10 protein-coding genes (1 of these 10 only partly in view) are annotated in these 13,146 nt (G+C 69.2%); 8 read left to right on the top strand and 2 right to left on the bottom strand.

The features are described 5' to 3' along the window. The first annotated feature begins 232 nt into the window (after positions 1-232). On the top strand, positions 233-676 hold the full coding sequence (locus H0264_RS28785; RefSeq protein ID WP_181580455.1) for a DUF5994 family protein: 444 nt from the start codon (positions 233-235) through the stop codon (positions 674-676). A gap of 33 nt (positions 677-709) precedes the next feature. Here H0264_RS28785 and H0264_RS28780 read toward each other — a convergent pair whose 3' ends face one another. Further along, positions 710-1,438, bottom strand: a complete 729-nt coding sequence (locus tag H0264_RS28780) for a TetR/AcrR family transcriptional regulator C-terminal domain-containing protein (RefSeq protein ID WP_181580454.1) — start codon at positions 1,436-1,438, stop codon at positions 710-712. Positions 1,439-1,678: 240 nt separating this feature from the next. Between H0264_RS28780 and H0264_RS28775 the strand changes: the two genes are divergently transcribed. The 4 genes from H0264_RS28775 (at position 1,679) to H0264_RS28760 (ending at position 6,084) form a co-directional block, all read left to right on the top strand. After that, positions 1,679-1,978 carry a DUF1540 domain-containing protein gene (locus H0264_RS28775; RefSeq protein ID WP_181580453.1) on the top strand — a complete coding sequence of 100 codons (300 nt, stop codon included), beginning with the start codon at positions 1,679-1,681 and terminating at the stop codon, positions 1,976-1,978. A gap of 154 nt (positions 1,979-2,132) precedes the next feature. Next, positions 2,133-3,527, top strand: a complete 1,395-nt coding sequence (locus tag H0264_RS28770; protein WP_244975975.1) for a hypothetical protein — start codon at positions 2,133-2,135, stop codon at positions 3,525-3,527. Between the two features lie 77 nt (positions 3,528-3,604). Next, entirely contained in the window at positions 3,605-4,855 is a 1,251-nt protein-coding gene (locus H0264_RS28765) for an AAA family ATPase (protein ID WP_181580452.1), read from the top strand. Further along, the gene (locus H0264_RS28760) at positions 4,852-6,084 is read left to right on the top strand and encodes a vWA domain-containing protein (protein ID WP_181580451.1); all 1,233 of its coding nucleotides are present in this window, start codon (positions 4,852-4,854) and stop codon (positions 6,082-6,084) included. Before H0264_RS28765 ends, H0264_RS28760 begins: the two co-directional genes overlap by 4 nt. An 87-nt stretch (positions 6,085-6,171) precedes the next feature. Here H0264_RS28760 and H0264_RS28755 read toward each other — a convergent pair whose 3' ends face one another. Continuing rightward, complete coding sequence (locus H0264_RS28755; protein WP_181580450.1) at positions 6,172-6,459, bottom strand: hypothetical protein; 288 nt, start codon at positions 6,457-6,459, stop codon at positions 6,172-6,174. A 222-nt stretch (positions 6,460-6,681) separates the two neighbouring features. Here H0264_RS28755 and H0264_RS28750 point away from each other — a divergent pair, with 222 nt between their 5' ends. The 3 genes in view from H0264_RS28750 to H0264_RS28740 are tightly spaced (at most 34 nt apart) and all read left to right on the top strand, a layout consistent with a single transcriptional unit that may run on beyond the window. After that, positions 6,682-8,535, top strand: coding sequence for a fatty acyl-AMP ligase (locus tag H0264_RS28750; protein WP_181580449.1), 1,854 nt, complete (start codon positions 6,682-6,684; stop codon positions 8,533-8,535). Continuing rightward, entirely contained in the window at positions 8,532-9,848 is a 1,317-nt protein-coding gene (locus H0264_RS28745) for a MupA/Atu3671 family FMN-dependent luciferase-like monooxygenase (RefSeq protein WP_181580448.1), read from the top strand. Before H0264_RS28750 ends, H0264_RS28745 begins: the two co-directional genes overlap by 4 nt. Positions 9,849-9,882: 34 nt before the next feature. Beyond that, positions 9,883-13,146, top strand: partial view of a non-ribosomal peptide synthase/polyketide synthase gene (locus H0264_RS28740; protein WP_181580447.1) — the 5' end (the start) only. Its footprint extends 25,203 nt past the window's final position; 3,264 of the gene's 28,467 nt are visible here — the first part of the coding sequence; its start codon is at positions 9,883-9,885; its stop codon lies off the right edge, out of view.

The following is a 13,146-nucleotide window of genomic DNA, read 5'->3' as shown; positions in this document are numbered from 1 at the left end:
GTCTCAGCCGCGAACGGCCGGGTTTGCCGAGAATCGTATGGCGAAACGGTCTGGCGGCGACCGGATGCGATGTGCCATCGACACCCCGAGGATACGCCCCGGTCCGCGCGATTATTGACTGTAGGTCTACATTGTTGACACCCCGCACGGGGAGGCGTCTACTGAAGTGGACGCCACGGCGTCGCCGGGGGTCGGACAACCCGGTCGAGACGGCCGAGACGGGAGTACCGCCATGGCGGCAATGCGGATTCGCACCTATCTCACCCGGAGTCGCGAAAGGCCGTCGTATCCACCGCGATTGGCGTTGAAGCCCAGCGGCCGCCCGGCTGGATATCTCGACGGCGCGTGGTGGCCCTACTCCGCGGACCTGGCCGACGAACTGCCGGATCTGTTGCCGGTGCTCACCTCCCGGCTGGGGCCGGTGTGGCGGGTCGTCTACGACCGGCAGAGCTGGTCCCGAGCGCCGCGCCGGATCATCGTCGACGACCGCTCGGTCCTGCTCGACGCCCACGCCTTCGAACTGGGCAACACCATGTATCTCATCGGTCCCGGCGAAGCCATGCTCGTATTGCAGGTGATTTCGTCGGCCACCGATCGCGACAGCGCGCACGCCACCCTGACGGCTGCCGGGTCCCGGCGACCGGACCCGGCCGCGCACGCCGGCGATGGGGCGTGAGCCGCCGCTGTCCTGCGCCGGTCACCTGCCCGATCAGCCATTACTGCGGGGGAAGCTCGCCGCGAGGCTGGTCAGCAGGATGTCCAGGCCGCGTTCGAGCTCGGCCGCGCCGTCGTAGGCCGCCAGCACCGGCGCGAGTTCGCGCAGCAGCGGGAATTCCCCGGGAGGTAGCCGGTAGAGGCCCAGCCGCAGCAGATCGTCGGTCTCCTCGGGGTTCTCCACGATTTCCTGCAGCTCGTTGAGCACGTGCCCGTACAGGAATCCGAACAGGGCTCGATAGATGTGCAGCGCATCGGGTCCGGAGAACCCGGCACGCGTCAGCAGGGTCAGGATGTCCTCGAGCGGCCGCAGTACCGCTCGCGGGCGCAAGCCCAGCGGCGTCGCCAGCGGCCGGGTCACCAGCAGCGGCACCACCCGGGGGTGATCCAGCGCGAGCTGCCGGAAACTCCTTGCGGCCGAGCGCAATTGCGCCATCCAGTCCGGATCCTCGGCATCGACCGTCAGCTGCGCGAACACGACCTCGGCGACGCCGTCCAGCACCGCGGCCTTATTGGGCAGATGCCGGTAGATGATCATCGGATCCCGTCGCACCGCCTCGGCCAGCCGCCGCATCGACAGCCCGTCCACCCCGTCCCGATCGACGATCTGCAGCGCCGCCGCCAGCACCGCCGCCCGGGTGATCGGGCCCGCGCGCCGGGCGTCTGCGGCGGAGCCGACGCCGGTGGAGTTGGATCGGATGCGGCTGGTCGGCTTGCCGGTCATTTCGGGTGCCTCCTTCTGCGGAAGATGCCCGCCGTGCTTCGTCACGTAGATCTACGTTGTTGACACGCTATTCGAGAAAGCGGTCACGGCCCAGCGGCCCGGTCGTCGTGCGTCGTCTCGCCGAGGAGCCGGGGGCGTCGCGGGCATGGGCCCACACGGATTGTGTCGACACTATCGGTGCAGGTGGCGGGTCTAGGCTGGGGTGCGCATGCAGATGACTGCCAATCCTCGGAGGCGTAGATGACCACGATGGAAATGCCGCACGTCAGTGAGTGCACGGTCAGCAACTGCTCGTACAACCATGACGGGTGTCATGCGTACGCGATCAATGTTGCCGATCATGATGGCGGGGCGGACTGCGGGACGTTCATCGCCCTGTCCACGAAGGGCGGGCTCGATACCGTCACCAGTATGGTCGGGGCCTGTCAGCGTGCGGATTGCACGCACAATCAGGGGCTCGAGTGTTCCGCCGGTGAGATCCGGGTCGGACCGGGCCGGGGCGAGCACGCCGCGCGCTGTCTGACCTACAGTTCGCGCTGACCCGGGCTCATTGCGAAACCGGCTGGGCTGCAGCCGGTTTCGGTGAAGTGCTGGCCTCGGCTGGCCGCGGGCCGGGCAGGGGCTCTATGATCGAGACGATGACTACTTCTTCTGTTCGCAGAATGGGGGTCCCGCTCGTAACAGGTGAGTGCTGATGCTCACCGACACGAATGGGGACGCTTCCCGACTTTCCTTCTGGCCGCGCGTGCGTGAGTTCGCCGTGCCGGCTTCCATGATCGAGATCGCTACAGCCCGGCGGGATGTCGGGGATTGGGCGGGGGCCTGTGCTGCCGCCGGGTTCGATGTCGATATCGATTTGCGGGCCGCTGCGCGCGAGTACGGGCCGGAGTTGGCTGCCCGCGTGCGGGCGGATCTCCGGCACTTGGCTCCGGATCTGCTTCGATGGCATATGCCCAGGGTTGCGCCCGATGGGCTGCTACGGCCCGGGCTGACCATCACGCTGGCTCGCTACGATGTCGGGGAATCCGGAAATCCCTGTGGGAGAGAATCTTCCGTGCATCTGGTGGTGCGGACCGCGCCCGCGTGGGCGGATGCGGGGCAGCGGATCGGGCTGACACTGTGGGATGGCGCGCGGTTCGCGAGCGGAATGCACCCGCATCCTCGGCCCGATCGGCGCTATCGCCTGGATCTGCATCGGCACCTGTGGGATGCGCGGCGGGCCGACGAGCTTCGGATACGGTGTGGCGCTGCGGATTCCGGCGGCGAGACGCTGGTGGATCCGGAACTCGCATCGATGGCGCCGCGGGAACGCGCCGGGGCCGTGGACCGCTGGGCCGCCGAGGCGCGAATACTGCTCGACGCCGAAGGGCAGCCGGGTGATTCGTTCCTGCTGCGGTTGGGCGGGCGGCAGCGGGTGGCCGCCCAACTGATCGAGGACGGGTGCGGTCCGCCCGAGGTGCGCCCCGCACGGGGGCATCCGGTCGGCGGCCTGTCCGCGCTGCCCCTGCTGCCCGATGCGGCTACCTGGGTGCTGCCCGACCTGGAATTGCTTCGTAGCGGGGCGATCTCGCCGGATCGGCTGCATCCGCTGGTCGCCTCGGCCCTGGTGCCGGATCATGTGCCGGGCGAAGCCACGTCGGCGCGAACCGAGGCGTATCGGCGACACCTGGTTCCCTGCCAGGGGCGAGAGCATCGGATCGGGGTGGTGGACGGCGTGCTGACCGCACTCGATCATGACCCGGCCGAGATTCGCCGCGAAGAACTGCTGGTGGCGCTGACCGGGAAGCCGGTGCCCTGTCTGCAGTTCATCGATTGGTTGCACCGAAATCCCCTCGGGCTGGACTCGATTCGAGAACGCCTCCGGCACGGCGACACCGCCGGTGCGCTCGCGGTGGTCGAGGGGCTGCTCGGGCCGGATGCCGTCCTGCGTGAGGGCCCGCTGCTGGATGCGCTGGAGGCGTCCGCGCTGCGGCGGATCACTTACGGGTTGTATCGGGCCGGACTGGCCCGGCCCGATCGGAACATTCACCCGCACCGGGGTCGTCCTCGTGATCGGCGGGGACATCCCCGCCACGCGAACAGCCACTGACCCGCGCCCCTGCGCGCCCCGCTGCACCCGGAAATCGGTGTGCTCCGCCAATTCTTCTGATCCACAAGGTGATTCATATGACTCTGCATGTCCTGCCCGCCACCCGCCCGGCGCGGTCGCAACTCGACCTCGCGAACGATCTGCTGACCCTGCTCGGTGCGACGACCACCGAACCGCGCCCCGACACGCAGCTCGAGGCCCTCACCCTGGCCGTGGCCGCCGACCTGCCGGTGCTGCTGTGGGGCGAACCGGGGATCGGCAAGACGGCCGCCCTCACCCACCTCGCCGAGACCCTGGACCTTCCGCTGACCACGGTCATCGCCAGTGTCCATGAGCCGTCGGACTTTTCGGGCCTGCCCATTCTCGGCGACGATCCGGCCGAGCAGGGCGTCCCGATGGCCCCGCCGGAGTGGGCGGTCCGGCTCGTGCGCGCCGGTCGCGGCCTGCTGTTCCTGGACGAGCTCTCCACCGCGCCCCCGGCCGTGCAGGCCGCGCTGCTGCGCCTGGTGCTCGAACGCCGCATCGGCACACTGCGACTCCCGCCCGGCGTGCGCATCGTGGCCGCCGCCAACCCGCGCTCCTCGGCCGCCGACGGCTGGGAGCTGAGCCCGCCGCTGGCCAACCGCTTCGTGCACCTGCAGTGGGCCCATGATCACGATGTCGTCGTACGCGGCCTGGGCGGCGTCTGGCCGCGCGCGACACTGCCCCGGTTGGATCCGGAAAAGCTCACGGACGCGGTGGCTTTCGCTCGCAGGGCGGTGTGCGGTCTGCTCGCCGGGCGTCCCAAGCTCGTCCACCAGATGCCCACGTCCGAAACCCGCCGTGGCGGCGCGTGGGCCTCACCGCGCAGCTGGGAGATGGCGGTGCGGCTCATCGCCTTCGCCACCGCGGCCGGTTCCGCCAAGGATGTGCTGTCCCTGTTGATTCGCGGCACGGTCGGCGACGGCCCCGGCTTCGAACTGCTGACCAGCATGGATCGCATGGACCTCCCGGATCCCGAAGTGCTGCTTGCCGATCCGGCCAGTGCGGAGCTGCCCCGGCGCGGGGATCTGCGTCAGGCCGTGCTCGACGGCGTGGTGGCGGCCGTGCGCAAACGCCCGGACCGGGCGCGCTGGGACGCGGCGTGGGAGCTGCTCGTGCGCGCGGCGGAGACCGGCGCCCCGGACCTGGTGGTGGTCCCGGCGACCACTCTTGCGACACTGCGCCAACAGGATTGGACGGTTCCGGATGCGATCGACCAGCTCGCCGGCGTGGTGTCGGTGTCGCAGCGGGCCGAACGCGTCGATCGGGACGAGCGCGTCGTCGCAGTCGCGCAGGTGAGCCGATGACCGCACACACCCCGGCACCCCTGGATCTCGAGAAGCTCTACGCCGCCCGCCTGTACGCGGTCCGGGTGCGCCCCTACCTGTCGACCGCGCTGTTCGCGCTGCACATCGTCGAGTCGCGACAGGTCCCCACCATGAGCGTGGACAAATACTGGCGCTGTTATGTCTCACCGGCTTTCGTGGATCGGCTGCCGGTCGACGAATTGGCCGGCGTGCTCGTGCACGAGGTTTCGCACCTGCTGCGCGATCACCACGGCCGCGGCGAACGCTTCGCCCGGGAGCACGACCTGACCGGCGCGGGCGAAGCGCTGCGCCGCAATATCGCCGCCGATTTCGAGATCAACGACGACATCTTCGGCCACGGCCTGCCCCGCCCGGCCGGTGCGATCATGCCCGCCGATGCCGGCCTGCGCTCGGGGCGGCTCATGGAGGAGTACCTGCGTGAAATCCGGCTCGGCGCGCTCCCGCCGGAAATGGCCTGGCTCGACTGCGGCAGCGGCGCCGACGGCCGGGACCGGGACTGGGAGTGGGGTCCGGACGGCGCCGACGGCCTCAGCGAACAGCAACGCGATGCCGTGCGATTCCGCGTCGCCCAGGGCATTGTGGGCCGTCCGGGTGACGCGCCCGCGGGCTGGAAACGGTGGGCCGAGAGGGTTTTTCATCCACCGCAGCCCTGGCGCACCCTGCTGGGCGCGGCCCTGCGCTCGGCCATTTCGGCCCCCGGCGTCGGTGAGGACTACACCTACGGCCGGCCGTCGCGCCGGTCGGCCGCCGTCGCGGGGGTGGTGCTGCCCAGTCTGCGCCGCACCCCGCCGCGCGTGACCGTGATCATCGATACCTCGGCCTCGGTCAGCGACACCGAACTGGGCAGCGCACTACTGGAGGTGGCAGCCATCTCCCGCGCCATCGGCGGCCGCCGGGATCTGCTCACCGTCATGTCCTGCGACGCGGCCGCCCGCATCGCGCACCCGCTCTGCGCGGCCGAGGGGATACCGCTGCTGGGTGGCGGGGGCACCGACCTGCGCACCGGATTCGCCAAAGCCCTTCGCGCCCGGTCCCGCCCGGACGCGATCGTGGCCCTGACGGATGGACAGACTCCGTGGCCGGAGGCAAAACCGCAGTGCGGCACCGTAGTCGGGCTGTTCCGCCGGTCAGGCAACTACAGCGAGAACGATCCCGACTATGTTCCGGACACACCACCCGCGTGGGCGCGCGTCGTCGATATCGGATGAGTGTCGGTGTAACTCAGGGCATTCGGAACAAGGCCGCGGAAACAGCCGGCGCCCGAGACGCCGGCTGTCTCGGCTGCGCGAACCTCGTCAGTTGGCCGGCGTCGGCTGCCAGCAGGCCAGCGGCGGTCCCGGCGGGTAGAGCAGGGACCAGCCGATCGCCGCGCCGATCGCGGCGCCGATCAGCGCGCCGGGCAGGGCGCTGCCGGTGCCGCCGATGGCCGCGCCGACGAGCGCGCCGATCAGGGCGTTGCACTGATGCATGGTCGTGTCCGGGTCCTCCACGGGCTGCGGATCGGCGACGACGCTGATGCCCGGATCGGCCTGGGGTGGGCTTTCGAGGGGTTGCGCGCCCGCGATGCCCGCCGTTACCGCCATGGCGCCAATTGACAGTAGTGCCGTTGCTGCAAATCGCTGGATTCTCATCGCTCCTTCTTCCGTGTGGATCGTCGGAGCGGCTGTCGCCCTTGATTTCGGCAGCCGTATAGCATGAATATGCGTACCAAACCAGCACCGCCACGCATGTCGTTTCGGGAATTTTGTAATCGCCGAGGTATGTGGTTGTGACCGGTGTACCCGCGTCCGCGGGTTCGACACGCAGTGGGCGACACGCGGTATTTGCCCGGTTTTAGCTTGGGCGGCGGTGGCATTCTGCGATCATGTGCAACGGACTGTTCTGTCAGCTGCTACATCCTTTTTCCGCCGTTTCGCCGCTCTGTGTTCACAACTGTGCCCGCTCTTCTCCCTGCGGAGGTGTCGGTGAGTCTCGAGCCTGCAGTGCAACGCCCGCGAACCCTGGTCGACATCCTGTCGCAGCGGGTGCGGGAGACCCCACAGCAGACCGCATTCGTATTCGCTGAGCTGCGCGAGAGCGAGGAGATAGGGTATCGGCGGCTGTGGGACCGCGCGGCCGAGCTGGCCGAACTGGTCCGGGCGCACACCGCGCCGGGCGACCGGGTGATGCTGCTGTGCCCGCCCGGCCCGGACTTCGTCTACGCGTTCTTCGCCTGCATGATCACCCGCCGGATTCCGGTCGCCGCGCATCTGCCGATGTCGGTGCGCCAGCTGGCGACGCTCACCGCGATCATCCAGGACAGCGGTGCGGTGGCCGCCCTCGCGCCCCTGACTGCCCTGCCGGTGACCAAAGAATTGCTGGGTGTCGATATTCGCATTGTCGATATCGATTCCGCCGCTGCCGCTTCCGGTGCGGAATTGGCTTCCGAGCAGTTTCCCGGGCCGGACGATATCGCATTCCTGCAGTACACCTCCGGCTCGACCGGAACCCCCAAGGGCGTCACGGTGCTGCACCGCAATCTGATTCACAATCTCGGCCTGATCCAGGCGAAAAACGAATTCGGATCGCACAATTCGATCGTCTCGTGGCTGCCGCCCTACCACGATATGGGTTTGATTCAGGGCGTACTGATGCCGGTCTTCCTGGGCTGCCGCGCCACGCTCATGTCGCCCATGACGTTCCTGCGCGACCCGCTCACGTGGCTGCGGGCGATATCGGGCGCCGCCGACGTCATCGCGGGCGGCCCCAATCTCGCCTACAGCCTGCCCCTGAAGCGGGTGTCCGCCCCTGATGCGGCGGCGCTGGATCTCAGCGGCTGGAGGCTCGCTTTCGTCGGCGCGGAGCCGGTCGATCCCGCGGTGCTGCGGAGGTTCTCGGATGCCTTCGCGCCCAGCGGTTTTCGGCAGGAGAGCTTCACGCCCATGTACGGGCTGGCCGAATCCACGCTGTACGTCAATGGCGGACCGCCCGGCGCCGGCCCCCGTTCCCGATGCTTCTCGACCGACGAGCTCGAGCGCGGCGTCGCGATCCCGCACAGCCACGGCCGCGAACTGCTGAGTGTCGGCCCCGTCGCCGACGGCCTCGCCGTGGTCGACCCCGGCACCCGAATCCGCTGCGGCGAGAACAAAATCGGTGAGGTCTGGTTGCGCGGGGAGAGCATCGCCGCCGGATACTGGAACAAGGAAACCGAGACCGAACGGGCATTTCACGCGACCATCGCGGGCGAGGACGGCCCGCGGTATCTGCGCACCGGCGATCTCGGCTTCGTCTGCGCCGGTGAGCTCTACATTTCCGGGCGCATCAAGGAATTGATGATCGTCCACGGCCGCAATATCTTTCCGCAGGATATCGAGCGCACCATCCTCGCCCACCATCCGGCATTGCGTCCCGGCGGCTGCGCGGTCTTCGCCGCCGCCGTCGACGACGAGGACCGGGTGATGGTGGTCCAGGAAGTGAACGAGACGCTCGAGCACGCCCAGGAGCAGGATCTGGCGCTCTCGATCCGCGAGATCGTCAGCCGCGTGCACGCGATCAACCTGCACCGCATCGTTTTCGTCGGCAAGGGCCAGGTACCCAAGACCACCAGCGGGAAGATTCAGCGCCAGCGGCTGCGCGCCGAATACTCCTCCCCGGCACAGTTGCAGGAGAGTGTGCGATGACCCGGTCCGTGAGTGACACGAATGTCGTGGAGTTCTTCAACGAGTGGGCATCCCGGCGCTTGGATCGGGAGTCGGTGGACCCGCATTCCCCGCTCACCTCGCTGGGCCTGGATTCCGTGCAGGCCGCCGAGCTGATGACCATTCTCGAGGACCGGTACGACACCGAGATCACCGCCGAGCAGATCTTCGACGGGCTGAGCCTGGCCGACGTCGCCGAACTGGTCGGCGAACAGCGCGACGGGTCGCCGGCGGCCGGGCAGAGCCCGGAAACCCGCACGCGCAGTATGGAATTCAGCCTGCTGTTCTTCTCCAGTGACGCGCAGCGCGACGAGAGCAGCCGCTACCACCTGTTCCTCGAGAGTGCCCGCTTCGCCGACGCGCACGGCTTCCAGGCCGTGTGGATGCCGGAGCGGCACTTCCACTCCTTCGGCGGCCTGTACCCGAACCCGGCGGTGCTGGGTGCGGCGCTGGCCGCGAGCACCGCGCGGGTGCGCATCCGGGCGGGCAGTGTCGTTCTGCCCCTGCACAATCCGGTGCGGGTGGCCGAGGACTGGGCGGTGGTCGACAATCTGTCCGGCGGCCGGGTGGACCTGGCCTTCGCGACCGGATGGAATGCCGACGACTTCGTCCTCGCGCCCGGCAACTATGCCGAGCGGGTGGAGGTCACGCGCTCGGGCATGGACACCGTGCAGCGCCTGTGGCGCGGGGAGTCCCTCACCCTGCGCACCGGCGTCGGCGAGGAGCGCGCGGTGCGGATCTTCCCGGCTCCGGTGCAGCCCGCGCTGCCGGTCTGGCTCACCTGTAGCGGCGGCATCGAACGCTTCGAGATGGCCGGTGCGGCGGGCGTGAATGTGCTGACCGCCTTGCTGTTTCAGGAAGTCGACGAGCTGGCCGGGAAGCTGGCGGCCTATCGCGCGGCGCGGGCCCGGCACGGGCACGCGGGCGAGGGCACCGTCACGGTCATGCTGCACACCTTCGTCGGGGACAGCGACGCCCAGGTGCGCCGGACCGTCGAGGGCCCCTTCAAGCGCTATCTGGAGGATTCGGTCGACCTGTGGCGGCGCGGCTCCGAGGCCCTGGAGAGCCTGGACGAGAAGTCGCGGGCCAAGGTGCTGGACTTCGCGTTCGAGCGCTACTTCCGCACCAATGGCCTGTTCGGCACGCCGGATTCGGCGCGCGCGATGGTCGGCCGCCTGCGCGATATCGGCGTCGACGAGATCGCCTGCCTGATCGATTTCGGTATCCCGGACGCCGAGGTGCTGGCCGGGCTGGGCGCGCTCGCGAAACTCAGAACCGTGTCGCAGTCCGTCTAGTTCGTCCCGGGGGGGCCGAGACGCAGGAGCAGCCTTGACCGGGGAACAAACGCGTGCTTTTCCGCTGTCCGCCGCGCAGCAGGGCATCTGGTTCGCCCAGCAGTTGACCGGTGCGACACCCATCACCAACGCCCTGTGCATCGAATTGCGCGGCGCGGTCGATGTCGAGGTGCTGACGGCATCGTTCTGGCAGGCGGCCGACGAATTCGAGGCCGCCCGGCTGCGCCTGATCGAATCCGACGGCCTCGTGGTGCAGGCGGTGGACCGTGAGCTGGACGAGCCGGTGCGGTATCTGGACTTGCGCGCGGACGCGGATCCGGTTGCGGTGGCCGAGGATTGGATGCGCGAGGAGTACAGCCGGCCGGTCGAACTGCTCGCCGATCGGCTGCTCACCACCGCGGTGCTGCGGGTGGGGGAGGACCGCTGGTTCTGGTATGTGCGCGCCCATCACATCGCCATGGACGGTCTGGCCGCTATGACCTTGCTGCGCCGGGTCGGCGAACGCTACACCGCCGCGATCGAGGGCAGGCCACCGGCGGCGGCCCGCATCCGGGGCCTGGCCGAGCTCGTGGCCGAGGACGAAAACTACCGTGGCTCCGAACGTTTCGACGCCGACCGGGAATTCTGGGGGCGGCAGCTGGCGGATCTGCCCGCCCCGGTCGGCCTCGCCGGCAAGACCGCGCAGGCCGACGCGCACCCGATCTCGGTCAGCGGCGAACTGTCCGCCGACGCTGCCGCCCTGCTCGACGCCGCGGTCAAGGCGACCGAGGCGAATCCGGCGGCGCTGATCCTGGCGGCGTTCGGCCTGTTCCTGGGCCGCATGTGCGATACCGGCGATGTGGTCCTGAGCCTGCCCGTGTCCGCGCGCGTGACCACGGCGGCGCTGCGTTCCGGCGGGATGCTGGCCAATACCGTGCCGTTCCGGGTGACGGCCGGACCCCGCGTCACCGTGGGCGAATCGGTGCGGGCCACGCACCGGCAGCTGATCGAGGTGATGCGCCGGCAGCGGTACCGGCAGGAGGACATGTTCCGCGATATCGGCCGGTTGACCCCGCAGACCCAGGTCTTCGGTCCGTACGTGGACCTCATGATGTTCGACACCCGGATCGTGCTGGGCTCGATCGTCGGGGAGATGCGGGTGCTGACCCCCGGACTGGTCTCGGATCTGTCGGTGAGCGTCTATTCCGGCGCGGGGTCGGGGACCACGCGGGTGGACTTCGTCGGCAATCACGAGCTGTACTCGCCGCAAGAGCTTGCGCGCCACCATGATCGGTTCCTGCGCTGGTTCGGCGCCTTCCTGCGAGCGATCACCGTCGACGCGGACACCCCCGTGCGCGATGTCGACCTGCTCGAGTCCGGGGAGCGGGAGCGCGTGCTGCGGGCGTGGAACGACAGCGCGATGCCGATCGATGCGACCGGCACGCTCGCCGACCTGTTCCACCGGCAGGCGGCGGCGACCCCCGACGCCGTCGCCGTGGTCGAGGGTGCGCGACAGGTGACCTATCGGGAGCTCGCGACCCGGGCCGCCGAGCTGGCCGCGGCGCTCGCCGCCCGCGGCGCCGGACCGGAAGGCATTGTGGCCCTGGCTCTTCCGAAGGGCATCCCGTTCCTCACCGCCATGCTGGCCGTGGCCGAGACGGGCGCGGCCTATCTGCCGCTGGATCCGGCCGCGCCATCGGAGCGGATCGCCTACATCCTCGCCGACGCCGCACCCCGGGTGGTGCTGGTCGACGACAGCACCGCCGGGCTCGGCGGCACCGTCGAGGTGCCGCGACTGCACATCGACGAGGCCCACCACGCGGATGCGCCGCCGCGTGCGTGTGCCCGCCCGCGCCCGGACAATATCGCCTACATCATCTACACCTCCGGGACGACCGGAAAACCCAAGGGCGTAGCGGTAACTCACGCCAACGCGGTGTCGCTGTTCGCGGGCACCCAGCCGTGGTGCGGGTTCGGTCCGGACGATGTGTGGTCCTGGTGTCACTCCCAGGCGTTCGACTTCTCCGTCTGGGAGATCTGGGGTGCGCTGCTGCACGGCGGCCGAGTGGTCGTGGTCCCGCGTGAGGTGGCGTATTCGCCTGCCGACCTGTGGGATCTGGTCGTCGAGCAGGGCGTGACGATCCTCAGTCAGACGCCCTCGGCGTTCTACGCGCTCATCGAGTCCCGGCGAGCCGTCGCATCCGACGACACCGCGCTGCGCCTGGTGGTCTTCGGCGGTGAAGCCCTGGACCCGCGGCGTTTGCGACAGTGGCCGCTGCTGCGCCGCCCCGGCGGCCCGGCGCTGGTGAACATGTACGGCATTACCGAGACCACCGTGCACGTGACGAAACAGCTACTGGCGCAGGAGCATTGGGATGCCGGTCCGGGTGTGAGCCCGGTCGGTGTGCCCCTGGCGAATCTGCGCGTGTACGTGCTGGACTCGTGGTTGCGGCCGGTCCCGCCCGGCGTCGCCGGTGAGCTGTACGTGGCGGGCAATCAGCTGGCGCGCGGCTATTACGAGCGCGCGGGACTGACCGCGGCCCGCTTCGTCGCCGACCCCTTCGAGACGGCACAGCGCGGGGGACGGCTCTACCGCAGCGGTGATCTGGTGCGCTGGAACGAATCCGGCGTCCTGGAATACCTCGGCCGGGTGGACGAGCAGGTGAAGATTCGCGGCTACCGCATCGAACTGGGCGAGGTCGAGGCCGTCCTGGCCGCCCAGCCCGCCGTCGCGCACGCGGTGGTGACCACCCACGAAACCGCTCCCGCCGCAGCCGATTCCGCCCCCGACACTCAGTTGGTCGCCTACCTGGTGCCCGATCCGGGTCGCGCGCCCGTCGCCGCCGCCTGCCTGGACCTGCAGCGCGCGGGTGAGATCAAAGCCGGTGAGCTGCACGAACTCCCGAACGGCATGCCGATCGTCGGCCGCAACCGATCGAATATCGAGTTCCTCTACGAGGAGATCTTCGAGAACGCCGAATACTGCCGCGCCGGCCTCACCATCCCCGAGACCGGCTGCGTCGTCGATGTCGGCTCGCATGTGGGCATGTTCTCGATCTTCGCCAAGCGCACCTCGCCCGCGCTGAAAATCTATGCGGTGGAGGCGATGCCGGAGCTGCGCCGCATGTATGCCGCCAATTCGGCGCTGCACGATCTGGACGCCACCCTGGTGCCCTGCGCGATCGGCGCGGAGACCACCACCGACGTGTTCACCTACTATCCGGAAATGTCGGTGCTGTCCGGACGCGGCACCGACAGCCGGGTGCAGCACGACATTCTGGAATCGTTCATCCACCACGAATTCGAAACGGAGAGCCGC

Source organism: Nocardia huaxiensis (genome assembly GCF_013744875.1).
Classification (GTDB): Bacteria; Actinomycetota; Actinomycetes; order Mycobacteriales; family Mycobacteriaceae; genus Nocardia; species Nocardia huaxiensis.
The sequence above is the reverse complement of the archived record's forward strand: the minus strand, read 5'-3'. Positions and strand labels throughout refer to the sequence as shown.

What these genes read in the sequence shown, in the direction of transcription:
- H0264_RS28775 (WP_181580453.1), top strand. Translation starts at nt 1,679, where the DNA reads ATGACCACGATGGAAATGCCGCACGTCAGTGAGTGCACGGTCAGCAAC.
- H0264_RS28765 (WP_181580452.1), top strand. Translation starts at nt 3,605, where the DNA reads ATGACTCTGCATGTCCTGCCCGCCACCCGCCCGGCGCGGTCGCAACTC.
- H0264_RS28745 (WP_181580448.1), top strand. Translation starts at nt 8,532, where the DNA reads ATGACCCGGTCCGTGAGTGACACGAATGTCGTGGAGTTCTTCAACGAG.
- H0264_RS28755 (WP_181580450.1), bottom strand. Translation starts at nt 6,459, where the DNA reads ATGGCGGTAACGGCGGGCATCGCGGGCGCGCAACCCCTCGAAAGCCCA.
- H0264_RS28780 (WP_181580454.1), bottom strand. Translation starts at nt 1,438, where the DNA reads ATGACCGGCAAGCCGACCAGCCGCATCCGATCCAACTCCACCGGCGTC.
- H0264_RS28770 (WP_244975975.1), top strand. Translation starts at nt 2,133, where the DNA reads ATGCTCACCGACACGAATGGGGACGCTTCCCGACTTTCCTTCTGGCCG.
- H0264_RS28760 (WP_181580451.1), top strand. Translation starts at nt 4,852, where the DNA reads ATGACCGCACACACCCCGGCACCCCTGGATCTCGAGAAGCTCTACGCC.
- H0264_RS28785 (WP_181580455.1), top strand. Translation starts at nt 233, where the DNA reads ATGGCGGCAATGCGGATTCGCACCTATCTCACCCGGAGTCGCGAAAGG.